The sequence below is a fragment of the Eudoraea adriatica DSM 19308 genome, assembly GCF_000382125.1.
In the GTDB taxonomy this organism is placed as follows: Bacteria; Bacteroidota; Bacteroidia; order Flavobacteriales; family Flavobacteriaceae; genus Eudoraea; species Eudoraea adriatica.
Genome location: NZ_KB907550.1, coordinates 100,153 through 122,632, shown reverse-complemented (window position 1 = coordinate 122,632; position 22,480 = coordinate 100,153). Strand labels below are relative to the sequence as shown.

At 36.8% G+C, this 22,480-nt stretch carries 25 protein-coding genes and 1 tRNA gene; 15 read left to right on the top strand and 11 right to left on the bottom strand.

What is annotated here, in order from left to right:
* Window positions 1–140: 140 nt before the first annotated feature.
* On the bottom strand, window positions 141–1,355 hold the full coding sequence (locus tag G504_RS0112550) for a DNA polymerase Y family protein (protein WP_019670536.1): 1,215 nt from the start codon (window positions 1,353–1,355) through the stop codon (window positions 141–143).
* A gap of 160 nt (window positions 1,356–1,515) precedes the next feature.
* On the opposite strand from G504_RS0112550, the gene G504_RS0112545 reads away from it, so the two are divergent.
* On the top strand, window positions 1,516–2,070 hold the full coding sequence (locus G504_RS0112545; protein ID WP_019670534.1) for a PadR family transcriptional regulator: 555 nt from the start codon (window positions 1,516–1,518) through the stop codon (window positions 2,068–2,070).
* A complete protein-coding gene (locus G504_RS0112540) occupies window positions 2,060–2,902 on the top strand; it encodes a hypothetical protein (protein WP_019670533.1) in 843 nt (280 codons plus the stop codon). The genes G504_RS0112545 and G504_RS0112540 overlap by 11 nt, the downstream gene beginning before the upstream one ends.
* Window positions 2,903–2,966: 64 nt before the next feature.
* Here the strand turns inward: G504_RS0112540 and G504_RS19830 are convergent, their stop codons facing one another.
* The 5 genes from G504_RS19830 to G504_RS0112510 form a co-directional block, all read right to left on the bottom strand.
* On the bottom strand, window positions 2,967–3,137 hold the full coding sequence (locus tag G504_RS19830; RefSeq protein WP_019670532.1) for a DUF6747 family protein: 171 nt from the start codon (window positions 3,135–3,137) through the stop codon (window positions 2,967–2,969).
* A gap of 399 nt (window positions 3,138–3,536) precedes the next feature.
* A complete protein-coding gene (locus G504_RS19825) occupies window positions 3,537–3,707 on the bottom strand; it encodes a DUF6747 family protein (protein WP_019670530.1) in 171 nt (56 codons plus the stop codon).
* A gap of 516 nt (window positions 3,708–4,223) precedes the next feature.
* Window positions 4,224–4,394, bottom strand: a complete 171-nt coding sequence (locus tag G504_RS19820) for a DUF6747 family protein (protein WP_019670529.1) — start codon at window positions 4,392–4,394, stop codon at window positions 4,224–4,226.
* 356 nt (window positions 4,395–4,750) lie between these two features.
* Entirely contained in the window at window positions 4,751–5,098 is a 348-nt protein-coding gene (locus G504_RS18675; RefSeq protein WP_019670528.1) for a hypothetical protein, read from the bottom strand.
* Window positions 5,099–5,300: 202 nt separating this feature from the next.
* The gene (locus G504_RS0112510) at window positions 5,301–5,861 is read right to left on the bottom strand and encodes a YceI family protein (protein WP_019670527.1); all 561 of its coding nucleotides are present in this window, start codon (window positions 5,859–5,861) and stop codon (window positions 5,301–5,303) included.
* A 234-nt stretch (window positions 5,862–6,095) separates the two neighbouring features.
* On the opposite strand from G504_RS0112510, the gene G504_RS0112505 reads away from it, so the two are divergent.
* On the top strand, window positions 6,096–6,323 hold the full coding sequence (locus tag G504_RS0112505; protein WP_019670526.1) for a hypothetical protein: 228 nt from the start codon (window positions 6,096–6,098) through the stop codon (window positions 6,321–6,323).
* 367 nt (window positions 6,324–6,690) lie between these two features.
* Here the strand turns inward: G504_RS0112505 and G504_RS0112500 are convergent, their stop codons facing one another.
* A complete protein-coding gene (locus tag G504_RS0112500) occupies window positions 6,691–7,107 on the bottom strand; it encodes a hypothetical protein (RefSeq protein WP_019670525.1) in 417 nt (138 codons plus the stop codon).
* 161 nt (window positions 7,108–7,268) lie between these two features.
* Between G504_RS0112500 and G504_RS0112495 the strand changes: the two genes are divergently transcribed.
* The 7 genes from G504_RS0112495 to G504_RS0112465 all read left to right on the top strand — a co-directional run bounded on the left by G504_RS0112495 (window position 7,269) and on the right by G504_RS0112465 (window position 13,429).
* Window positions 7,269–8,093, top strand: a complete 825-nt coding sequence (locus tag G504_RS0112495; protein ID WP_019670524.1) for a DUF6090 family protein — start codon at window positions 7,269–7,271, stop codon at window positions 8,091–8,093.
* The gene (locus tag G504_RS0112490) at window positions 8,090–8,896 is read left to right on the top strand and encodes a DUF6090 family protein (protein WP_019670523.1); all 807 of its coding nucleotides are present in this window, start codon (window positions 8,090–8,092) and stop codon (window positions 8,894–8,896) included. Before G504_RS0112495 ends, G504_RS0112490 begins: the two co-directional genes overlap by 4 nt.
* Before the next feature lie 13 nt (window positions 8,897–8,909).
* The gene (locus G504_RS19815; RefSeq protein WP_019670522.1) at window positions 8,910–9,056 is read left to right on the top strand and encodes a hypothetical protein; all 147 of its coding nucleotides are present in this window, start codon (window positions 8,910–8,912) and stop codon (window positions 9,054–9,056) included.
* A 465-nt stretch (window positions 9,057–9,521) separates the two neighbouring features.
* A complete protein-coding gene (locus tag G504_RS0112480) occupies window positions 9,522–9,773 on the top strand; it encodes a hypothetical protein (protein WP_157473337.1) in 252 nt (83 codons plus the stop codon).
* 362 nt (window positions 9,774–10,135) lie between these two features.
* Window positions 10,136–10,687, top strand: coding sequence for a GNAT family N-acetyltransferase (locus tag G504_RS0112475; RefSeq protein WP_026348558.1), 552 nt, complete (start codon window positions 10,136–10,138; stop codon window positions 10,685–10,687).
* A 399-nt stretch (window positions 10,688–11,086) separates the two neighbouring features.
* Window positions 11,087–11,236, top strand: a complete 150-nt coding sequence (locus G504_RS19810) for a hypothetical protein (RefSeq protein ID WP_019670519.1) — start codon at window positions 11,087–11,089, stop codon at window positions 11,234–11,236.
* A gap of 477 nt (window positions 11,237–11,713) precedes the next feature.
* Entirely contained in the window at window positions 11,714–13,429 is a 1,716-nt protein-coding gene (locus G504_RS0112465) for an adenylate/guanylate cyclase domain-containing protein (RefSeq protein WP_240473046.1), read from the top strand.
* Window positions 13,430–13,673: 244 nt separating this feature from the next.
* On the opposite strand, the gene G504_RS0112460 is transcribed toward G504_RS0112465, so the two are convergent.
* The gene (locus tag G504_RS0112460; RefSeq protein ID WP_019670517.1) at window positions 13,674–14,108 is read right to left on the bottom strand and encodes a universal stress protein; all 435 of its coding nucleotides are present in this window, start codon (window positions 14,106–14,108) and stop codon (window positions 13,674–13,676) included.
* Window positions 14,109–14,186: 78 nt separating this feature from the next.
* Between G504_RS0112460 and G504_RS18665 the strand changes: the two genes are divergently transcribed.
* Window positions 14,187–14,390 (top strand): hypothetical protein, encoded by a 204-nt coding sequence (locus tag G504_RS18665; protein WP_019670516.1) that lies wholly within the window; start codon window positions 14,187–14,189, stop codon window positions 14,388–14,390.
* A gap of 243 nt (window positions 14,391–14,633) precedes the next feature.
* Window positions 14,634–15,224 carry a hypothetical protein gene (locus G504_RS0112450; RefSeq protein ID WP_019670515.1) on the top strand — a complete coding sequence of 197 codons (591 nt, stop codon included), beginning with the start codon at window positions 14,634–14,636 and terminating at the stop codon, window positions 15,222–15,224.
* Window positions 15,225–15,375: 151 nt separating this feature from the next.
* Here the strand turns inward: G504_RS0112450 and G504_RS0112445 are convergent.
* Window positions 15,376–15,457, bottom strand: a tRNA-Leu gene (locus G504_RS0112445).
* 144 nt (window positions 15,458–15,601) lie between these two features.
* Between G504_RS0112445 and G504_RS0112440 the strand changes: the two genes are divergently transcribed.
* From G504_RS0112440 to pth, 3 genes are all read left to right on the top strand, one after another.
* Window positions 15,602–16,543 (top strand): ribose-phosphate pyrophosphokinase, encoded by a 942-nt coding sequence (locus G504_RS0112440; protein WP_019670514.1) that lies wholly within the window; start codon window positions 15,602–15,604, stop codon window positions 16,541–16,543.
* A 20-nt stretch (window positions 16,544–16,563) separates the two neighbouring features.
* A complete protein-coding gene (locus G504_RS0112435) occupies window positions 16,564–17,238 on the top strand; it encodes a 50S ribosomal protein L25/general stress protein Ctc (RefSeq protein ID WP_019670513.1) in 675 nt (224 codons plus the stop codon).
* 91 nt (window positions 17,239–17,329) lie between these two features.
* A complete protein-coding gene (gene pth / locus G504_RS0112430; RefSeq protein WP_019670512.1) occupies window positions 17,330–17,959 on the top strand; it encodes an aminoacyl-tRNA hydrolase in 630 nt (209 codons plus the stop codon).
* A 48-nt stretch (window positions 17,960–18,007) separates the two neighbouring features.
* On the opposite strand, the gene G504_RS0112425 is transcribed toward pth, so the two are convergent.
* Together G504_RS0112425 and G504_RS0112420 are read right to left on the bottom strand one after the other, a co-directional pair.
* Window positions 18,008–18,685, bottom strand: coding sequence for a fibronectin type III domain-containing protein (locus G504_RS0112425; protein WP_019670511.1), 678 nt, complete (start codon window positions 18,683–18,685; stop codon window positions 18,008–18,010).
* Window positions 18,682–22,464 carry a reprolysin-like metallopeptidase gene (locus tag G504_RS0112420; protein WP_019670510.1) on the bottom strand — a complete coding sequence of 1,261 codons (3,783 nt, stop codon included), beginning with the start codon at window positions 22,462–22,464 and terminating at the stop codon, window positions 18,682–18,684. The genes G504_RS0112425 and G504_RS0112420 overlap by 4 nt, the downstream gene beginning before the upstream one ends.
* Window positions 22,465–22,480 lie beyond the last annotated feature (16 nt).

Genomic DNA, 22,480 nt, shown 5'->3' with positions numbered 1-22,480 from the left:
AAATTGAAAAACCACGCCTGAAACTCCGCGTCGCTTCCTTCCTCAGCTCCTGATTTCGGAGCTTTCATGCACTATTCTGCGGATAAGGGTTTTTTAATTCCATTTTTATCTACCATAGCCTGCAAGAGCAAAGGTGGATTTTACTGCTTTCTATGTGCCAGCACTATGGGTGGTTGACCATTAAAGGGGTTGTGCATTCTTCCAATGGTTTTTGCACCCAGGCCGGAGGCTCTCAGCACGCTTTTATCACCAAAGCGTTCCCGGATGTTATCCATTGCAGCATAGAGGTTCAGGGCTTCTTCGGTATCTTCAAACAGGTTTATCTGGTAATTTCCCGGCACCAGATGACTGAAGCGGATACCTATAAGCCTCACCAGCAAACGCCTGTTATACAGGACTCTGAACAGCTCCAGGATTTTTGGGATCAGAATATGGTCTGCGCTGGTGTAGGGAATACGAAGCTGTTTGGAATAGGTATTAAAATCTGAATACCTGATCTTAACAGCAATGCAGGCAGTAAGTTTTTCGCCCCTGCGGAGCTGGTAGGCCAGGTTCTCTGTCATGGCGATAAGGATGCCCTTTAGTTTACTAACATCTATGGTATCGCGGTCAAAAGTGCGTTCTGTGGAAATAGACTTACGGTCCGAGAAGGGAATCACAGGGGTATTGTCTACCCCGTTGGCCCGTTTCCAGATGACAGCGCCATTTGCCCCAAGTACGCGTCGCATAAGGTCTATAGGCATTTCCTGTACGGTTTTTACTTTTCTGAGCCCCAGGTTTCTCAGTGTCTGGTAGGTTTTATCGCCAACCATAGGGATTTTTTTGATAGAGAGTGGGGCCAGAAAAGGTTTTTCATAGCCAAAATCTACTTTCAGCTGGTTGTTGGGTTTGGCTTCATTGGTGGCTACTTTAGAGACTACTTTGTTTACAGAAAGCCCGAAGGAAATAGGTAGCCCGGTTTCTTTAATGATCATTTTCCGCAATTCAGAAGCGTAGTGGTAGCAGCCAAAAAAACGATCCATCCCGGAGAGGTCTGCGTAGAATTCATCTATGCTCGATTTCTCAAAAAGGGGGACCTGTTCTTTGATGATTTCGGTTACCAGATCGGAGTGCTTGCTATAAGTGCCCGCATTACCACGGATGACAATGGCTTCAGGGCAAAGTTCCCGTGCCATTTTCATGGGCATCCCGGAATGTACACCAAAACCCCGGGTTTCGTAGCTGCATGCAGCTACCACTCCCCTATCACTTGTGCCACCCACCAGCAGGGGTTTGTTTTGCAGCTCAGAATTAATGAGCCGCTCTACGGATACAAAAAAAGTATCCAGATCCAGGTGAAGAATGGTCTTTTGCATAACTATCTGATTAAAAGAATAGCTAATTTATGGATTATTTCCTATTTATTGGAATATTTCCATTTAAATTATGTGTTGTTTTAAAAAGAATAGTTTTTTTAGAAAATTATTTGGTAAATAATACGAAACGTATTATTTTTATAGTACGATTCGTATTATTATGAAAACAACAAGAAAACCCACTTCACTGGATTATGCTATCCTTGGTCTGGTAAACCAACAGCCACAAACAGGCTATGGTATCCGGAAAGCTTTTGAAACTACTGCTTTAGGGAATTACAGCAGCAGTCCGGGAGTCATTTATCCGGCCCTTAAAAGATTGCAAGAACTGGGACTGGTTGTAAACGCAACCATAAACGACACAAAAAAAAGCAAGTTTCATTGTACCGAAGAAGGAGAATCTATCCTTAAAGAATGGCTTTTAAAGCCCATAGAAGTTACAGATATAGCCAAAAACCTGAATGACCTTCTACTTCGATTTGCTTTTATGGAAAACTTACTTAATAGAGAATTACAGCTAGAATTTCTAAGCTCTTTTCAAGATGTACTGAAAAAATATATAAAATCGCTTAAAGAATACCATAAAAGTCAATTTAATACCATGCCCTTGAATGCCAGATTGGCTTTTGAGCATGGAATAGACTCCTACACAACTACCTTAAAATGGTGTGTGAAAACGATCTCAGACTTAAAAAAACAGAAAAATGAAAACTAATTTATTCGCAAAATCAATTTTAGGAGCACTGTTGCTGACAGCGCTATACACACTTTTTAACATGATCCTTGGCCAAACCTCAGCCATTGCTAATTTATTTTGGGGAATATTGTCTAATTTCCTGGTCGCACTTCTGCTGGGTTATTACATAATGTCATCCAGTCTGAGTGGAATACGGCTAGGTATTTCCGTTTTTCTTATCTATTTCATGATTGGTCACTTTAATCTTCTTATAGAAGCCTATATTTTTAATGTCAGTTCCCGCCAGGAAACTGCTGTTGAATTAATAAGAGGATTTCTTATTTCGTTAACATTTGCCCCGCTCTATGTTTATATATTCAGAAACAAAACAGCGAAGCAAGCGGTGAATTTTTCAAAAAGATCTCTTATAAGCTGGATCTGGAGAATTCTTGTAGCCGATATTTTATACCTCTTTCTTTATATTATTGCGGGATTTGTTTTAACCCTTGTATACCCTCAATTACTACAGTTTTATGAAGGTAAGATCCCTCCCTTTGATATTTTGATTAACACCCAACTATTTATAAGAGGATTTATATTTATTGGCATAGCGCTATTAATGCTTCATACCCTAAACATTTCGGCAGTAAAAAAAGGCATATTAATAGGTATTACTTTTGCTATCCTTGGTGGCATAGCTCCATTGATACCACCAAGTGATCTCATGCCTTCTTATGTACGGCTGGGCCACGGTTTTGAAGTTGGCATTTCAAACTTTGTATATGGAGTTCTTCTGACCTTGCTGCTAAATTTAAAAAGTAGCACAAAGGCAGATTTACAGCCGGGCATGGCGGTCAGACCTGCGGATTAATCCCTGTATAAGTAAAACGTCAAAAGAAAAAACTGCGCTTGCAAAACCAACCAGTAAGTTCATATTAGTCGAATGCAAATCCTGTAGACACTCTAAAGATAAATGCATAGAGTGCGATCAGGAACATAGCAAAGCTAAACCATGCAAAAAGTTTAAAATAATTCCGAACAATAAGGGTTCCTAAATTCCTGAATCCTTCCAAATAAATTTCCCTAAGTAATTCTATCGTTTTCATAACATTGATTTTAGAATTCACTTATAAGACCTCAAAATCTGTTCTAAGTTTAGCTTTTTGCCATTCTTTTAGCCAAGGGAACAGAATTCCCGGATAAAATGCACAATTCTTAAACGGTAACCCCGGAATGGCGATTACGGAAAACCCATGGGAGGGTAGCAACAAAAAATCCCTGCAAGTGTAAACCTTACAGGGATATTATTATTCAGGTTGGTTATTTAATCCACCTTTGTTCTTAAAAACTAAGTAACTTCTTTAGATCTTCTTTATTGCACTCCTGCCGCTGTCATTATCATAAACATCATCACAGAAATGAATAAACATCCTGCAGCAACAAGAACATCAACTAAGGTATATCCTTTATGTCTTTGAGCCATAATAGTATATTTAAGTTAGTAATTAATCAAATGCAAAGCCTGTATACACTCTGAAAATAAAGGCATAAAGGACCATGGCATACATTATAAAACTAAACCAGGCAAAAGCCTTAAAGTACTTCTGCACAATAATGTTTCCCAAATTCCTGAAACCTTCTAAATAGATTTCTTTAATAAGTAAAGCTGTTTTCATATCCCAAATCTTATAAAATTATTATGCTGCCAAATTGCATCTTTTATGAATTTCTATTTCAAATCTTGGACCAAAAACACATTAATTTGATAAGATGCATATTCTACACATATGAACGAAAAATATTGCAGATTGCGGAGATTTGAAAATTTACTTCCCTTAGATAAACAGACAGATCATGACGTCTAACGGACCCTAATCCTGGTCTTAATAACAATTGATTGAAGTAAACTTCTGGTGAAAACAACCTCAAAACAAACTACGGAAGAACCCATGTCTACTTTTATAACTGACAGGAATAAAAATAGAATGGAGGGTTAAAAAGAATGTATTACCAGAATTATCATCGAAATTACAAAACACAAACAGGCAAAAAGTACGGCCGAATATCTGGTCAATAATCTTTTTGGTTTGTAAAAATTCCGAAGCAGGACTTTATTTAAATTTAAAACAGGCTTCATAGCTAAGCTTGGTTGGCTCTTCTATAATATTAGGCAAGGAATCGTTCTAAAAGGTCTAATCAAAGGCAAAGCCAGTAGATAACCTGTAAATGAATGCATATAAAACTATAAAGAACATAATAAAACTAAACCATGCAAAGGCTTTAAAATACTTCTTAATAATAATATTGCCAAGATTCCTGAAACCTTCCAAATAAATTTCTTTAATAAGTAAAATTGTTTTCATAAACTAGATATTTTGTTGTCAATTAGATTACAAAGCTCATACCTGGTTTGCTTTTTTTAAGGAATTTTAGTCGAAGTTTAAGATAAACAGGTTGAATTGTCTAAAAGAGGTCTTCTGTTTTGAAAGTGACTTAAATTGTAATGAATTAGGAAAGGGATTAGTGGTGCAGATTATCGATTAACGACAACGGGGACAAATCTATTAAAGCTCTTGAGGGAGGTCAATTAATTCTAAACTAAAAAAGCCTGCCGGTATTTCCCGGCAGGCTTATAAATTTTAAACAGACTATTTGTTGGGATTAACGATTCTTTCTTGTGAGCAATTACTTAAAAGCGGGTATTCCCAAACTGTTTATGCTAGAAATCAGCGTCGTTATCCCCCTCTCCTATAGGTTCTTTACCAGTTCTGATAAAGCCCATATTCAAGTTTATAGAATAACTAAAATAAATTGGTTTCTCATTTCTCAAAATATCAATAATATTTGGATACATGGAAATAGGGTAGCGCAGGTACACCAATTTATTTCTTTTATCGTAACTGTTTTCCGGGATGCTTTTATTATCAGGATAGAAATTTAGCTGTACCACAAAATCATCATGATTGTAACATTTTACTAAGGCACGAGGATAAACACGACTCTTCTCAGCTCCTCCTGCCTGAAAGTGAACCCAATAATGGTCTATTTCGCTATCTATTAATTTCATTGAATCTAGGTTTAATTGATTAATAAGGTAACAAGTTAAAGATTATTTCACAAGATAGAAATAGATATGGCAAAAAAAGATTCCATTTATAATAAAAAAAAGAGGGTGGTCAAATAGACAAGATAAAGAAATAACATCATTATATGCTTTCTGTATTTTCGCATTTTGACTGTTTTCCAAACTAACAGGCGCAAACCATTTTCTATTGCTGCGCCATTTCCAAATTAATAGTCATATTGACCTCATCACCTAAAGTGGGGGTATCGCCACCTACACCAAAGTCCAAACGGTCGACTGTTCCCGTTAACTTGAGTCCGGCCTTTAGTTTTTGGCTGCGCTGATCCGTAATGATACCATTCAACTTACCTTCCAAAGTAACGGGCTTGGTCACGCCGTGCATGGTCAGGTCGCCAGTAAGCTTAAAGGTCTTTTCCCCTGTTTTCTCAAAAGAGGTGGTCTTGAAGGTCAGGGAAGGGTGCTTTTCCACATCAAAGAAATCGGCACTGCGCAAATGGTCGTCCCTGCGATCATTGTCAGTATCGATACTGGTCGTCTTGATATCAACAGTAAAGTTGGGCTCACTGAAAGATTCGTCGGCCGTGGCCTGGATGTCGAATTCCCCGAAATTGCCTTCTACTTCGGAAATCATCAAATGGGTAATGGCAAAACCTACTTTGGAATGCGCATTGTCGGCCTTCCAGGTATCCTGTGCCGTAACTGTCGCAAAAGCGACGAACGATAAAATAAAGATTACTTTTCTCATAGTGTTTGAATTTAATTTTTTGTAAATGATATTAGGGGGTTAAGTTTTTATGGTCTCTCAGAACTTTTCCAATGGAATTAAAAAACTTAATCAACATTCAAAAATCCTTTTTTTGAATCAGAGATTATTCAAGTTTTCTGCGAACGACATTAATACTACAGTAAACAACAGAATGTTAAATTAAAACACATCCATATGAGTCAAATCCAGCTTTATAATTATTAATTTAAACACATGAAAACAACAGTAATATTATCCATACTGATTCTTCTTATTAGCTGTGGAGAAGTAGTTAAGAAGTCACCAGAAATGACTCAAGCCAGAATAGACAGTTTAAGGACTATAATAACTGACCTAGACAGGGAGATAGGGATAATAAGTGATAATGCTCCTGACAGCAATCATCCTATCGTCATTCACCTGACTGCTCTAAAAGATAGCCTTGAATCACTCCTTCCATAAGACTCTATTTGAGATAATAAATGTTATAGCACAAGCACATATCAAGATAAATAACTGATGTTGCATGTTTTAACTTAATTACGGTATGCTTAGATTACAGTTTATTCAGTAAATCAATGAAAATGGTAAGAATTATGTAATTCTGAACACCTAAAAATTAGCCTATCTGCACACCTTAACTTGAGCCATTATAACAGCAACTCAAAGTATAATTCTATCAAATAAAGTATAGGAACGTGATTTGAATATGCGTATCCTGAGTTAGCCTTTCTGTAGAAATCTAGGATTTTGACTTTGTCAAATCTGATGTTTAAGATCCGAAGTTTCTGAAAGTAGGAAAACGACTTTTATTAAATTTGGGAAAGTATCATAATCCAGATACTTTTTTATTCACTAAAAATAAATTGTTTTCGAAACTTTTATTTGTTTCGACAACAGCAAGGATTGATAATGCGAATAACGGAATAACTATAATAGCAATGGTGGCCCAGGTTGATTTGCTTTTACTCTGTATATAAACATTAACTATTTCATTAGAATCTATAGGGATTTTGACCATATTTCCATTTAATTTCTCAAAACCATAAAATTGCCCCTCTTCAAACGTAATTCGTTTATAGTAGTATTTTTTCTTGGAGGTGGTAATAATCTTAGTGCGTTTTACTTCGCTGGCAGCTACCTCTAGACTTACCGGGGTACTTTGATAAGCCACGCAACTCTGAAGCATCATAATTGTTATAAAGAAAAGGGTGATGGATTTCAACCATTTTTTAAGTGCAATCATGGTAAAAAGGATAGGATATTTAGCTAAAGATAAATTAAACTACAATAATGGAATTATTTTTCAGATAGAAGTTAGGTCTTTTTGTGGCAACCAGGATAGAACCATACGAACACTTTAATAGATAATTCCTTACCTTAGGAAGTACAACCAACCACTTTCCAATGATCAACTTCTTTAGAAAAATCCGTAAAAAACTGGCAGACGATAATAAGCCGTTAAAATACATGAGGTATGCTATTGGAGAGATTTTATTGGTGGTAGTGGGGATATTGATTGCTCTTCAAATAAATAGTTGGAATGCAGATCGAATTAATAACCAGGAAGAAAGAAGATACCTTATACGCCTAACAAATGAAGTAAGGAGTGAGGTCAATTATTTGAAAGATATTAAGGACGATTTTTCTGAAATGAATAAAGGACTTCAAAGGATTATAAAGCAATGGCAATCCGGTATTCCGGTCATTCAGGATACAGTCCAATATTTACAGGATTATACATCTGGCTCAGGTAAAGACCCTTGGTACAGAGAACCTGTAACATGGACACAACTACAACAATCTGGTGACCTTAATTTGCTTAGGGATAAAAACCTTAATGATGAGTTGTTTGTTTTTTATAGCGAAGTCAAAAACTTGGGGGATAACTTTATATTAAATCCTATGCACGAATTTATAAATACCAGGGAGAAAGTCAATGTTCCTTTAATAAATGACGGAGGGGTGATCATCATTTTTAAATATTTAGAATTATTTGATGCAAAGAATGAGAAGATTCAAATTAATAAAGAAATATTTAATAAGATTTGGAATTATCGACAGGAATTATTGCCATACTATGTAAGGGTTGCGGGAATTTGCCAGTTCCAGACATTAAAATTACAAAGGGTAATTAAAACTGGGGAGGAACTTCTGGTAAAACTAGAAGCCGCACAAGGCATTACAACTGAACAGGAATTAATTAATCCATTTATAAAGGACTTACCATGATCAACTTCTTTAGAAAAATCCGCAAGAAACTGGCAGACGATAACCAGTTCTTCAAATATGCAAGATATGCTATTGGTGAGATTGTATTGGTTGTAGTCGGGATATTAATTGCCTTGCAGATTAATAATTGGAATGAAAAAATTAAGACCCAAGAGAATGTACAAGCTCAATTAACAAATCTTATTGGTGCGATCGAAAGTGATGTAAAAAGCTATGAACATCTTTTGGCCCAAGAAGGATTTCGATTACATGCTGTAAAATACTTATTAGGACTGGCTGAAGAAGAAATTCTCATTTACAAATATGACTACCATAAATTTCCAAGTAATCAATGGTCTTTTATGTGGGACAAACCAATTCCCGAAGAATATGATGAGGAATATATTATAACTTGTTTATCTGTCTTAGATAATGGCCCAGCTGGGTCAATTATAAATGAATCAGCTATTAGTGAGTTTAATTCTACTGGATTATTCTCTTCATTGAAAAATGAAGAACTCAAAAAGAAAATCAATGAATATTACATCTATACTGATACTAGGTATGTTGGTCGGTCTTGGGAATACAAACTTGATATATCGTTGCAAATAAGAGATTTCTTACTCGATCAACACCAAATAGATAGCAGAAGGGTAAGAGATGTGAAAGGCATTATAGAATTATTTAAAAATGATACTGTAATAACTTCAAAGCTCCACATTTTGCTAGATAACATATCTTGGAGCTGCCAGACATTTTTGAACAGTCGCCAAAAGGCCCTGCAGGTATTGGAAGACATTAAGGCCGAGTTGCAATCAACATAATTAATTTAGTACAATGATACTCTACGGATCCAAAATGCTTTCAGAAGATGACCAATACGATACCGTGTTTTCCAAAGGCAAGTTTTTAGATATTCATATTAATGGAAATATAAAGTATGTCCTTTATGCAATAGATATGTTCTTTGTTGAGGTGATATAGGATATAGAAAAGGATGAGATAATAGGCAAAGGACAGTTCAAAGAAGGAGAAAGCCTGGACAAGTGCAGTAATGTTCCTTAGGAGGTTTGAACAGTTACTCTCTTAATTCTTGAGATGATAATTTCCAGGACAATTTAATATGTCCCTTCTATACTTAAAATCTAACTACTTCTTCAATTATTATGATTCAAAGGAGATATAAAAACCCCCAAAAAAATGAGGAGCCTTTAATATTGTAAATCCAACTTTATTCCGTGCAATTCGTAAAGTTTGGTTTTGGGAGAACCCATTGGGGGGTGTTAAACAGCAATACTATAACCACATATAAACACACTTCAATCGGGGCTTTTATACCCCTTCTTTTGTAGATATATAATGTCCGTAAATGACCCTTTTCATTTAACACTTTTGACGTTTTCTTGTTTTTATAATAGAGATCATTCATTAATAAAACGAAATCATTATATGAAAGGCCGTAAAAGACCAAGAGCCGGCAGAAAATCCAAAGAAGATGAAGATCGGATAAAAACCTTATGCCTAAACGCTATGGAACGGGTCTATGTCAGTGAGGAAAAAGCTTTTGAATACATAGCCAAAAAATCAAAGGAATCCTTTCCACATTTGAAATTGTTGTTTGCATACGCATACGGGCAACCGAAAGATATTAAAAGTATTGATTTACTGGCGGAAGTTCCCCTGTTTCCTGATATTCCTTAGTGCAGTTTTTAGTGGTATAAGAAGAAAATAAATAATAAAAACATTGAATATTACTAATAAGAAGCTTAGGGTAATCTAAAAGTTTCATTCAATCTCCCTTGCTGCGTATATAACAGAATCGCTGCCAGTAAAGATTAAAAAAATACATTTGACCTATGACAATTGATTTAAAAAAAGGAATAAGTCTAAAGATTTAAGGTGAGCTTGTTAAATATCAAACTTTACCAATAGAGTCTTTAATTAAGGAGTTTAAAAAAACGATCTAAAGTCACTTGATAAATCTACCCAATAAGTGTGTGCTTCCAATAAAGTTTTGAAATATTGAAGTATATTTATCCATGGACAATCAGTTATGGAAGATAATGAAAACAGAACCTAAAATGGATAATTCAAAAATTAAATTAAGAGCATTAACAAAAGATGATGCAAAAATTTCTTGGACTTGGCGAAATAATGAGAACATAAGATATTTTTATTCTGGACACCCATTTTTCATAAACCAAGAGAAAGAGGAAGGCTGGTTAGTGAAAATATTAGTCTCGGACATACCATTAACGTCATTTGGAATTGAAGAATTAGAAACCAATTCTTTAATTGGAATGACATTTTTAAAGGACATAAATTTAATACATAGGACCGCGGAGTTCGCAATTTTTATCGGAGAAGAGGATGCAATAGGAAAAGGTTATGGAAAAGAAGCGACAATAAAAACAATAGAGTTTGCTTTTAATAACCTAAACCTCAATAGGGTTCACTTAAAAGTACAAGAAAACAATCTCAACGCAATAAAGCTTTATGAAAAATGTAAATTCAAAAAAGAAGGAGTATTACGAGAATGTATTTACAAAAACGGACATTATATAAATGAAATTGTGATGTCAATTTTAAGAATTGAATACTTAGACATACAATAAATTACAGTTATAATAAAGTGATTCAGGAATAAGGATTTTTGCGGTAAATAAAACATTCTAGCCCCTCCCCAAAAATTTGATTAAGTAAACCAAAAAGTCTCTGGCAATCCATTTAGGCTATGCTAATCCATTATTAGCAATTATTAATTTATAATCAGTTTCTTTCTTAAGACCCACAAAAATCTAGCAAACAATAAAAGCCTTCAAAGTATTTTAGTTATGCCTTTATGGATATAGTATTGTTGGCTGAGGGAATTTTGATTACCTTATGTATTAATATTGGCAATGATAATTAAGACTAAGGATATAAAACATGAATATTATCATGTTTTGGATAAATTGCTTTAAATCATTCTTATCCTTTATTTTACTTGCACTCAACATAATTAATTTAGCCAAATGATTCTTTACGAATACAAAATGCTTTCAGAAAATAAAAAGTACGACACTGTGTTTTCCATAGGCAAGTTTTTAGATATTCATATTGATGGCAATACAAAGTATGTCCTTTATGCCTTAGATATGTTCTATGTTGAGGTTGAGGCATAAGAATCTCAATAAGAGATGGCTCTAATTTTTAGGTGATTCAGGTAAAATGAATGTTGTCAAGTTTATATAACGAGTCTTACAATTTCAACCACACTGGATTATGATATTCGGATAAAAAACCCATAAGGTTATTCTTATCTGGCAAGTTATAGGGATATTAGGGTATCTTAATAATCATATAACAAGTTGTCGGTCATTAAATAAGGCAAGAAAATAGTAGGTTGATTTAAATCATAATTGATGAAAAAAAAGTACTTTTTGTTATTCCTCATTTTCATTTGTTATAAAACCATTGCACAAACCAATCTTGATTCATTATTCAGTATTTGGGAAGACAGTATCAGATCTGACTCTATTAGGGCCACTGCATTTAAAGAATACATCGATGATGGCTTTTTCTACTCTGACGCTGATAGTGTTATTAAACTAACAAATCAATTATACAAATTTTCTGAAAAAGCAAATTACAAAACAGGAATGGTAGATGCTTTATCTGCTTTGGGGTTTGCCTACTTTAGAATTGGCAACTTTCCAAAAGCATTGGAGTCTTACAAAAAAGGTTTAGACCTTGCTGAAAAGGCAAATGATAAAGCAGGAGTCGCATATTTATTATTAAGAACAGGATTTATCTATCACGACAATAGTGATATAATATCGGCACTCAAGTATTATCAAAGAAGCTTGAAGATTTTTGAAGAAATTGAAGATTTAGATGGGATAGGTTCAGTATATAATGAATATGGCAGCATATATCGGACGGAAAAAGAATATGACAAAGCCCTGGACTATTATCTAAAAAGCATTGCTATTAATGACGAACTCAATTATGAAAGTGACAACTCGGCCATTTACCTCAATATTGGCGATCTTTACCTTAGCCAAAAGAACTTTCTTAAAGCCCTTGATTATTTTCAGAAAGGACTAATAATCTATGAGAAGACCGGAGATAAATTGGGAATAGCTTCGGGGCTTGCTGGTATTGGTAATGTTTATAGTGAGAATGGTAATGAAAATCAGGCATTGGAGTACCTGAAAAGTAGTTTAAAGATCAGCGAAGAAATAGACGATATTCAAGGAAGCGCTGCCACCTTGTTAAGTATTGGTGATATTTATGCTGATCAAGGGAAATATTCCGAATCCCTTGAGAGCTGTAAAAAAAGCCTGACCCTTGCTAAAGACTTGGGCGATATAGGTAATCAAGAAGGTTCTTGCGATTGCCTGTATACAGCGTATAAAGCAATTGGTAATTTAAATCAAGCACTAGTGTATCACGAGCAAATGCTGGTCTTTACTGATAGCTTGAAAACAGAGGAAACGGCCAAAAAGATACAGCAGATGGAATTTTCCGCACAAGTGCTGGCCGATAGTTTACTTCAGGTGGAGAAGGATATGAAGGTGGAAACGGCTCACCAGATTGAAGTACGACAAAAAGATAGGAATAGAAATTTGTCCATTGCCGCCGGACTATTCTTCCTTTTACTTTCTGGTGGATTGTTTAGCAGATGGCGGTATGTAAGAAAAGCGAAAGCCATCATCGAAAAAGAGAAAAATCGCTCTGAAAATTTATTACTAAATATTTTACCATCAGAAATTGCTGAAGAACTCAAAGAAAAAGGAAGCGCAGACGCCAGAGATTTTGACATGGTTTCCATTCTATTTTCGGATTTCATTGGCTTCACTGAAGTCTCAGAAAAACAAACGGCCAAAGAGTTAGTAGCTGAGATCAATCATTGCTTTAAAGCCTTCGATAATATTTGTGAAAAATATGGAATAGAAAAAATAAAGACAATAGGAGACGCATACATGGCTGCTGGTGGTTTGCCGGTAACTTCAGATGACTCTGCGAAGAATGCAGTTTTAGCTGCTTTAGAAATGCAATCATTTATCATTAACAGAAAAGTACAAAAAGAGGCCAAAAACGAAATTCCCTTTGAAATGCGCGTGGGTATTCATACAGGACCGGTGGTTGCAGGAATCGTAGGTGTCAAGAAGTTTCAATACGATATCTGGGGCGACACCGTCAACATCGCTTCAAGAATGGAAAGTGCTGGAGCCATTGAAAAAGTTAATATCTCTCAAGACACTTATGAACTTATAAATGAAGATCCACGGTTTATTTTTGAAGCAAGGGGCAAAATAAATGTAAAAGGCAAAGGCGAACTAGAAATGTATTTTGTAACGGGTAGGCTATGATATATTGAGGCCCTTTGAAAAATAGAATATAAAAATGATAAATATTAAAAACGAACCGATAACAATGTGTATGCCTCCCATTCGGTCGGAACGCCTCATACACTATAAGTTGTAAGCAATTATGGAAAAACAAGAATTTCCTGAACTACTAACTGAAGAAGAAATAAGATCTTTGATTGCTGAATACGAAAATACGGATTTAGAAAATGTTTCGTTCAATAAATTATCTGTCGAATTAAGAATACTAATCTAAAGGAATCAGAAGTACTGGTATATTGGATTTTTTCAAAATATTCTTTGAATGACCCCCGATTATAGCCTTATAAATAAAACTATGTTCCTGATAACCGGCAATAATCAAATCAGCGTTTAACTTTTTGGATTCCTCGATTATCAAATCCATGGTAGGACCTTGAATAAGCAGGCCTTCAACATCAATACCTGTCGCTTTAAGCTTATCTGAGTATTCCTGAATTAATTCATGTTCTTTTTTAAGTTCAGTCGCTCTAAAGTCTCTTTCACTTTGAGGACCTGCCTGATAACCTACGAAATCTGGATCGGGAGCTGTTATATGAACTATCCAGACTTTTGATTTAAAACAACCAGCAAATTCTATAGCTTTTTCTAAAAGCAATTTCTCTTTACCATTGAGGTTTATTAAAACTAATATGTTTTTCATACAGTGTATAGATATAAGATTATTTAACTGCATTTCAAGTTTAAAAAAGGAAATTACGATGTAAGTATTTATCAATCAATGACCTTCATCATTTATCAATTTAATTCTTGGCATTTTATAACCCTCTATGAATACAAGATACTTTCAGAAGATGAGCAATACGTTACTGAATTTGCCAAAGGCAAGTTTCTGGATATTCATATTAATGGAAATATAAAGTATGTCCTTTATGCAATAGATATGTTCTTTGTTGAAGTAATTTGGGACAATGAAAAGGGTTAGATAATAGGTCTAGGACAGTTTAAAGAAGGAGAAAGCCTGGACAAGTATAGTAACGTTCCTAAGGAGATTTGATTAATCAAGTTTTTTCAAATCATTAATGATGTTTTTTAATTAAGGTCAATCATTCTTTATGAACAAAAACCTCCTCAAAATATGAGGAGTCTTCTTAAATTTTAAACTAAGTTAATCAATTCATTGCCGTGTAGTGAGTAAATTGCATTTCAAATCAAATCACAATTTATTATGAAAAATGAAAGCAAGCAGCTAGATAAAAAGTTCTTACGGAATTGGATATTGGCGAATGGAATTGGATGGCTGGTTGGATTCATCTGTGCAATCATTTTGTCGTATTTAGTTGTAAATATTTTCTACGACAAAGAAACAAATTTGATTGTTGGCCTTTGTGTCGGTGCAAGTATTGGTTATGCTCAGTGGTTTGTTTTGAAAAGAGAGTTTAAAATAAGTAGTATGTGGGGCCTAGTATGCACCCTTTGTGTAGGAATACCTTTCATTATAGCTGCGATAATGAATGAAAATGATTATAGTATTCCATACTTCCAAGGAGATTACGAGATTCTTGGTCGACTTATGTTTGGATTGATCGTTGGTTTAGTAATTGGATTACTTCAAATGCAATTTCTCAAAACATATTTTAATAAAGCATCTCGCTGGATACTTGCGAGTTCGGTTGGATGGGGTATTGGCTTCCTAACATTATCAGTTCCTATGCCACTAGCGACTCTAGCAATGATATTAGGAGGCGTTTTATTGGGTGTTGTTACCGGTTATGGCATCATCTGGATGGATAAATCTGAAAGTTTATTTGTGCGATAGCAAAGCCTTAGAATGCTAACAATCTATAAGAAACGTTCTAAGAGGACATCTAAAACTTCCTATCCTACTTATTTTCACATTTTTCGTCACTCATTCGTAACCTATAAAACAAAAAGGCTCCTAAACTTAGAGATTTAAGAGCCTTTATCCGTACCTCGGGTGGGAATCGAACCCACACGTCCGAAGACACTGGATTTTGAATCCAGCGCGTCTACCAGTTCCGCCACCGAGGCAAAGGGATTGCAAAGCTAAAAAATAATTTCGTTTGCAAAACTAAAATAACCCACATTTATGCTTTAGCAACCCAAATAAATTTTTAAATTTGCACCTCCTTAAGAATCAGGGGTTTTAAGAAACTAGAAAACAAGAGATTAACCATGGCTTATCAAGTACCAGAACCGAAAATTTTTGCCTGTACCCAAAGTATGGAACTTGGTAAAAAAATCGCCAAAGCATATGGTGCAGAATTGGGTAACGTATTGTTTTCACATTTTAGCGATGGGGAATTTCAACCATCATTTGAAGAGTCTATTCGAGGTACCAGAATTTTTGTAATAGGATCCACCAATCCAAGTTCTGAAAACCTTATGGAAATGCTGTTGATGTTAGATGCTGCAAAACGGGCATCAGCCAGGCATATTACCGCTGTAATACCCTATTATGGATGGGCACGGCAAGACAGAAAAGATAAACCAAGGGTGCCTATCGCAGCTAAATTAATTGCAAAAATGCTCGAAACAGCAGGGGCAACCCGTATTATTACTATGGACCTGCATGCCGATCAAATACAGGGATTTTTTGAAAAGCCGGTAGACCATTTGTTTGCTTCTACCTTATTCCTTCCATATCTTAAGAGCTTAAATTTAGATAACCTTACTATAGCATCTCCCGATATGGGTGGTTCCAAAAGAGCCTATGCGTATTCCAAAGCACTGGAAAGTGATGTGGTGATCTGTTACAAGCAGAGAGCAAAGGCCAATATAATTTCACATATGGAACTAATAGGTGAAGTCCAGGATAGAAATGTCGTCCTGGTTGATGACCTGGTGGATACTGCTGGCACCCTGGCAAAGGCTGCCGATCTTATGATGGAACGCGGGGCTAAAAGTGTAAGGGCAATTACAACCCACGCATTGCTATCAGGCAACGCTTATGATAAAATAGAAAAATCGCAGTTGTCGGAATTGATCGTAACAGATTCTATCCCAATAAATAAAGAAAGTGGAAAAATACGGGTTCTGAGTTGTGCCGAGCTGTTTGCAGACGTCATGCACAGAGTTCATCACAATACCTCAATTGCGTCGAAATTTTTAATGTAAATATTAATTAAACATAGATAATGAAATCAATTACAATCAAAGGATCAGAAAGAGAAAGCGTGGGCAAAAAGGCAACGAAGGCCCTACGTAATGCTGGAAAGGTTCCTTGCGTGGTATACGGAGGGGAAAAACCATTACACTTTTCGGCGGATGAATTAGCATTCAAAAATTTAGTGTACACTCCAAATGCCCATACTGTAAAGGTTGATTTGGATAAAGGCGAAAAAATAAAAGCCGTAATGCAGGACATACAGTTTCATCCTGTTACGGATAGAATTCTACATATAGATTTTTACCAACTCTTTGACGACAAGGAAGTTACCATGGATATTCCTGTGCGTTTACAAGGCAATTCCCCTGGGGTTAGAAATGGAGGCCGCTTATTATTCAGAAATAGAAAACTGACTATAACAGCTTTACCAGATAACCTTCCGGATTTCTTTGATGTAGATATCAATTCGCTAAAAATTGGAGATAATATCCTGGTGGAGTCCTTATTAAGTGATGATTTTACTATTCTTCAACCAGATTCTACTGTGGTCGTACAGGTTAAAACTGCCCGTGCAGCTATAGAGGTAGAAGAGGAAGGTGAAGAAGGATTGGAAGAAGGTGAAGAAGGAGCAGAAGCAACTGAAGGTGCTGGTGAAACCGCTGCTGAAGGTAATGAAAAACCTGCAGAAGGAGGAGCCGAATAAATAAGCTAAACTTTATTCATACTAAGCATCCCATCCGTAAATATAAGGATTCGGGATGCTTTTGTATTTTTACCTTCAACCAACCAGGGGTATGAAAAGTTTTTTTGAATTTATTTTTGGGAAAGAAAAACGACTTTTAGAAGAAACAGATTCCATGAAAAAGTACCTGCTCATTGGTTTGGGAAATATAGGGGATGAATATAAGGACACCAGACATAATGTTGGTTTTCAAGTTCTTAATAAGCTATCTGAAAAAGAAAAGTTTTCCTTTGAGACCAGGAAATTAGGCGATGTGGGTTCTTTTAAGATAAAAGGCAGAAGTGTTTTGTGCTTAAAACCATCTACCTATATGAACTTAAGTGGTAAATCTGTAAAATACTGGATGGAAAAAGAAAAAATTCCATTGGAAAACATTCTTGTAATCACCGATGATTTAAACCTGCCATTTGGAACACTACGGCTAAAGACAAAGGGCAGTGACGGAGGTCACAACGGTCTTAAGGATATTCAAAACAGCTTACAAACCACCAATTATAACCGATTGCGAATAGGAGTTGGCTCTGAATTCAGCAAGGGCAGACAAATAGACTATGTCCTTGGAAAGTGGAATGATGAAGAAAATCGTGCCTTGCCAGAACGCCTGGCAAGAGCCGGTGAACTAATCACATCTTTCATTCTTGCAGGTGTAAAGATTACCATGAACGAATTTAATAATACATAGTCTGCCTAAGCAGAACGGACCGGTAGTATTAACAAAGCAACCCGGAAATTATAGCGCCCGAAAAGAATAAATCCCTGAATCTGAAGTGTTTCCTTCGGCATCTCTTGTAATCACCTTCCAATAATATACCGTATTTGGTATAATGTTTACTTTAATGCTCGAAACTGTTGCGGCCGGAGAAGCCACCTGAACCTGAGGTGGTGAGACCGTATCAACGAATATCTCATAACCTACTATGTCATCATCCACATCTGCACCTGACCATTCCAATTCAATTTCTGAATTAATGTCGCTTACCGCAGACGCCCCCGATAAAGGCGCAACTATTTGCGCCGGAAATGGCGCGTGAGTAATTTGGGACCCGGCATTGAAAAACTGCCAGGATGCACTTGAAGCGGTTTCCTGCACCTCATTATTCCTGGTAATAACCTGCCATGAAAACGGAGTACCTTTTTCTATAGTTAATTCTGCACTGGTGGCCTGGGTTCTCACCGTTTGGGTAAATTCACCTAAGAGATTGGTAACCCTTAATTCATAAGTGTCCGTATTATTCGCAGTTTGCCATATAAACTCTACCCTGCTCGAGGTTGGCGTTATGCTAACTCCGGTAGTACATAAAGAGTTTTGCTCGGGAAAAATTAAAACAGCCGCAGAAGGCGGTTTTACAGAATCCTTTTTACACGCTGTAAAAAGCAGGCCAATAAAAACGACTAAAATAATTCTCATCGCTTCAATATTTTATAAGTTCCATTATGTATTCCTCCCTTAATATTTACATAGTATAAGCCAGAAGGTAATCCAATAAAATCGAGTGTAATTGTACCTGCAAACTCATCATACTTTTGACTGCGGATAAGTCGGCCGTCTGATGCAAAAATCGTAATATCAACAGGGTCTGCAGCTTCTCCTAAAAATATATTTAAAGTCTCCAGTACCGGATTGGGATATATAACCGGAACAGCCGGTATAAAGACGGTTTCATCATATGTTCCCTGACATGGCAAATCAGTAGAGACTTTTAAAGTATTCAGGCCCTGTTTAAGATCCAATACAATTTCCGGGGCTTCTGTCTGAATTAGGCTTCCGTTTAATTCAATATTATATAATTGAGCGCCGGATAAAGTCAGTACTGTCTGCTGCCCGTCAATTGAGACCAAAGAAATAACCCCTAGAGGCTCGGGTTCATTTATTACTACATCAAAACAGATTTCCTCGAAAGTATTTACGCCATCTGTTCCATTTATACAGACAGAATACGTACCAGCCGCCAAATTTTCCAAGCTGTAAACTTTTAAAAAGTCCTCTGTAATATTCAAGCCATTTCCCAATACATCGACCGTGTAGTCCATAGACATCACGGCAGTTATTTCAAATGATCCGTCATTATTTGTTATGCAGGATTCACTTTCTATTTCCAGGTTGAAATTATCCCTGTCAAAACGAAAAACCGGACAGCCATCTGCATTCACCTCAGTTCCCGGAGCTGTTCCCAGGCAAAGGTCATCTCCATCATCAAAAACACCATCTTCATCATCGTCGGGTCTCAATTCACCTTCACCACAGATTTCCAGGAAAAAATTATTAATCGTTCCCCCATCGGCCGGGGCGGTATCAGAAACCGTAAGTATCCATTCGCCAAAGGAAGATTCACCATTAAAAGTCGCCAATGAACCTAGAGGGCTTACCGTACCACTAATTGCCACTCCCCCGCTGCTGCAGACAAAGGGATCTCCTTCGTCATCAAAAACGGCATCAATATTCTCCAATTCTCCACAAGAGTTCGAAGTCAAAATAACCTCTGTCCCCTGGGGCGAGGTAATACTTATTATCAGATCTGCCAGGAAAGTATGTTCCAAATCCAGACCTACATTAACATCCGTAACAGGTAAATCATTTAAGATTGTAATTTTAGATGTTACGGTAGGTGTGCCGATAGAACTAATTTCCACAGGCAGGTCTTTGGCCGTTTCAATATCACAACTTATAGTTATTGTTGTAAAACTGAAAGGTGGCCCAAAAGTACCTTCGCCACAAGAATTTTTAGGTTTTACTCTCCAAAAATACGTGGTCTCTTCCTGTAAATTTTGTGGTAAATAGCTGTTAAAAATAATATCGCTGGCAGATTCAATAACGGAAGTAAACAAAGCATCAGATGCAATTTCTATATCATAAGCACTATATAGTGAATCCAACTCCCATATAAGTTGTTGTTGCAAGCCTACTCCCGTGGAGGCATCTATCGGAGTCTGTAAAATTACATCCGGGAAGTTGGCATCGCTAATGGTAATATTTAGTGTTACATCTTTTGTGAGGCTGAGGGAAGATGCTGTTATATTCACAGGATATTCCCCGGGAGCTACAAGGTCTGTATTTGAAAATGTAACAGATACCGGCGTGTTGTTATCCATTGCAGTCTCCGGTGAAAAAACTGCGGTGAGGCCGGGAGGCATGCCAAGAGCACTGAAGGTAACTTCTTCATTAAATCCTAAATACGTTTCATATATAAAAGGTACGCTAAGATCATTGGGCTCACAAACATCATAATTGAGATCGGCAAAATTTAAGATAACTTCGGAATCCTCAATGACAAAATCAGTAGAATTAATACTAAAAAAAACATTGTCAGTTCCCTTAACCATAAAACGGCCCGTGGTAGTACTATTGCCAGGTATTATAACCTCATGATTGCCATCGTTTGGTACGGCGGCAGCAACCTGTATTGGAAAACTAAGGCCACCGTCTGTTGATAAAAATATATCTACTTCTTGTGTGTTTATTGGCGCAATATTAGTGTTTGCAACATCCCAGTTAATTGTCTGGACTGATCCGGCTGTATACGTCTCTGCAACATTTTGAGAAGTTACCACAAATGGCCCCGCACTGTTTATAACATCAAGTTTTACCAGTTCTGAAGCTACCTGCCCCCCTCCTGTAGCGTTATCCCTGACGGTTAAGGCGAAGTTCATTTCGCGTTCTACATTGGAAACGGTCTCCCAGGCTGAATTAATCGGCGGGTTGGTTTGTGTAAGATTTCCCTGGATTACCTCTGCTAATTTTGGAAAATATCTGTGGGTATCGGTTGTGGGCCTAAGCGATCGGAAATTTGCACCACTTGGATTGTCGGGTCCAAAGTTTGCTGTTGTAACTATGCCATCATCAATCTGTTCCCAGGCATAAGTAAGTACGTCTGTAGTATCGGGATCTGTGGCATTTCCCTTTAAAACAAATGGTGTTCCTTTGGGGATTATGTAATCCCCTACCGGGTTAATTACCGGAGGATTATTTGTTAAAGGGGTAATTTCGCCACAACTTGTCGTCTGAAGATATTCTACAATTTGAAATATGCTGTAGTAGTGAAAATAGTCATCCCCGTTTGGCGCTACATTTTCTCCCGGAATTATCCCCGCATATCCCATAATCGTGGTCCCGGTGCCTGGTTCTGCCTGCACCAAAGTGCCTTCAGATTCAAAAGACCAGGTATGGTTCGCACCAAATTGGTGCCCCAATTCATGTGATACAAAATCGAGATCAAAGATATCGCCTTGCGGGTTTAAAGCAGCCGCGTATGCACTACCCTTTTGGTTATCTCTGCAAACAGACCCTATAAAACCGGCATTACCCCCATCAGTATCTTCATGAAATAAATGCCCTACATCATAATTTGCTTCGCCAATCGTTGAGGTGAGTGTATTTTGAACCTCTGAATTTAAATTTCCACCATAAGGGTCGGTATCCGGGTCTGTAAAAATCACCAAATCTGTATTGGCAATCAATTCTAATGTTACGCCTAAATCGGTTTCAAAGACCTGGTTCACCCTTGTGAGCGTGGCATTGATGGCTGCCAGTGCATCGGCTATGGTACCGCCATGAAATTGGGTGTATTCGCCTGTAGCGGAAATTGCAAGCCTGTATTTTCTTAAGGCTTGATCATCCACGAGTTTCGAAACTGCGCCATCAATACTTTTTTCAATTACTGATTCTGTAAAACATATAAATTCACTATCAAGTTTAGAATGTAAACTCCTGTCGTACACCACATAAGTACTCCCCCCATCCAGAGCTTTCTCCATAAAAGTCGTCCTTTCACTTCCCGCGTGTACTATCATGCTTTGTACACCCCGATGTGAAATACTAAAACGAATTCGATCCTTTTTACCATCGAGGCTATACCCGGAGTAGGATTTTATTTCAGGGTATTTTTTTGCCAATTCCGGAGAGAAGACTGCCTTTTCTGAAATTCTAAACCCCCGTAATTTCCCTTTGATATCCGGGAAATAAACTATTCCATTAGTCTTTTTCCTGGTGGATATTGATGAAAGTTCCCTGGATAAAGAGGCCTGGTCTAATTGAAAAACCTTAACTTTAGTTAGGTCGGGATTGGATAGAGAAGGCGAAACTATCTTAGTAGGTGCTCTCTCCTGTCCCCAATATTTGGATTGGGCAGATCCGTAAAAGGAGAGAAATATTATGGTAATTGATAAAACAAGACGTAGTTTTGCTAACATCAAGGGAATTTTAAAC

What these genes read in the sequence shown, in the direction of transcription:
- G504_RS0112550 (WP_019670536.1), bottom strand. Translation starts at nt 1,355, where the DNA reads ATGCAAAAGACCATTCTTCACCTGGATCTGGATACTTTTTTTGTATCC.
- G504_RS0112545 (WP_019670534.1), top strand. Translation starts at nt 1,516, where the DNA reads ATGAAAACAACAAGAAAACCCACTTCACTGGATTATGCTATCCTTGGT.
- G504_RS0112540 (WP_019670533.1), top strand. Translation starts at nt 2,060, where the DNA reads ATGAAAACTAATTTATTCGCAAAATCAATTTTAGGAGCACTGTTGCTG.
- G504_RS19830 (WP_019670532.1), bottom strand. Translation starts at nt 3,137, where the DNA reads ATGAAAACGATAGAATTACTTAGGGAAATTTATTTGGAAGGATTCAGG.
- G504_RS19825 (WP_019670530.1), bottom strand. Translation starts at nt 3,707, where the DNA reads ATGAAAACAGCTTTACTTATTAAAGAAATCTATTTAGAAGGTTTCAGG.
- G504_RS19820 (WP_019670529.1), bottom strand. Translation starts at nt 4,394, where the DNA reads ATGAAAACAATTTTACTTATTAAAGAAATTTATTTGGAAGGTTTCAGG.
- G504_RS18675 (WP_019670528.1), bottom strand. Translation starts at nt 5,098, where the DNA reads ATGAAATTAATAGATAGCGAAATAGACCATTATTGGGTTCACTTTCAG.
- G504_RS0112510 (WP_019670527.1), bottom strand. Translation starts at nt 5,861, where the DNA reads ATGAGAAAAGTAATCTTTATTTTATCGTTCGTCGCTTTTGCGACAGTT.
- G504_RS0112505 (WP_019670526.1), top strand. Translation starts at nt 6,096, where the DNA reads ATGAAAACAACAGTAATATTATCCATACTGATTCTTCTTATTAGCTGT.
- G504_RS0112500 (WP_019670525.1), bottom strand. Translation starts at nt 7,107, where the DNA reads ATGATTGCACTTAAAAAATGGTTGAAATCCATCACCCTTTTCTTTATA.
- G504_RS0112495 (WP_019670524.1), top strand. Translation starts at nt 7,269, where the DNA reads ATGATCAACTTCTTTAGAAAAATCCGTAAAAAACTGGCAGACGATAAT.
- G504_RS0112490 (WP_019670523.1), top strand. Translation starts at nt 8,090, where the DNA reads ATGATCAACTTCTTTAGAAAAATCCGCAAGAAACTGGCAGACGATAAC.
- G504_RS19815 (WP_019670522.1), top strand. Translation starts at nt 8,910, where the DNA reads ATGATACTCTACGGATCCAAAATGCTTTCAGAAGATGACCAATACGAT.
- G504_RS0112480 (WP_157473337.1), top strand. Translation starts at nt 9,522, where the DNA reads ATGAAAGGCCGTAAAAGACCAAGAGCCGGCAGAAAATCCAAAGAAGAT.
- G504_RS0112475 (WP_026348558.1), top strand. Translation starts at nt 10,136, where the DNA reads ATGAAAACAGAACCTAAAATGGATAATTCAAAAATTAAATTAAGAGCA.
- G504_RS19810 (WP_019670519.1), top strand. Translation starts at nt 11,087, where the DNA reads ATGATTCTTTACGAATACAAAATGCTTTCAGAAAATAAAAAGTACGAC.
- G504_RS0112465 (WP_240473046.1), top strand. Translation starts at nt 11,714, where the DNA reads ATGGTAGATGCTTTATCTGCTTTGGGGTTTGCCTACTTTAGAATTGGC.
- G504_RS0112460 (WP_019670517.1), bottom strand. Translation starts at nt 14,108, where the DNA reads ATGAAAAACATATTAGTTTTAATAAACCTCAATGGTAAAGAGAAATTG.
- G504_RS18665 (WP_019670516.1), top strand. Translation starts at nt 14,187, where the DNA reads ATGACCTTCATCATTTATCAATTTAATTCTTGGCATTTTATAACCCTC.
- G504_RS0112450 (WP_019670515.1), top strand. Translation starts at nt 14,634, where the DNA reads ATGAAAAATGAAAGCAAGCAGCTAGATAAAAAGTTCTTACGGAATTGG.
- G504_RS0112440 (WP_019670514.1), top strand. Translation starts at nt 15,602, where the DNA reads ATGGCTTATCAAGTACCAGAACCGAAAATTTTTGCCTGTACCCAAAGT.
- G504_RS0112435 (WP_019670513.1), top strand. Translation starts at nt 16,564, where the DNA reads ATGAAATCAATTACAATCAAAGGATCAGAAAGAGAAAGCGTGGGCAAA.
- pth (WP_019670512.1), top strand. Translation starts at nt 17,330, where the DNA reads ATGAAAAGTTTTTTTGAATTTATTTTTGGGAAAGAAAAACGACTTTTA.
- G504_RS0112425 (WP_019670511.1), bottom strand. Translation starts at nt 18,685, where the DNA reads ATGAGAATTATTTTAGTCGTTTTTATTGGCCTGCTTTTTACAGCGTGT.
- G504_RS0112420 (WP_019670510.1), bottom strand. Translation starts at nt 22,464, where the DNA reads ATGTTAGCAAAACTACGTCTTGTTTTATCAATTACCATAATATTTCTC.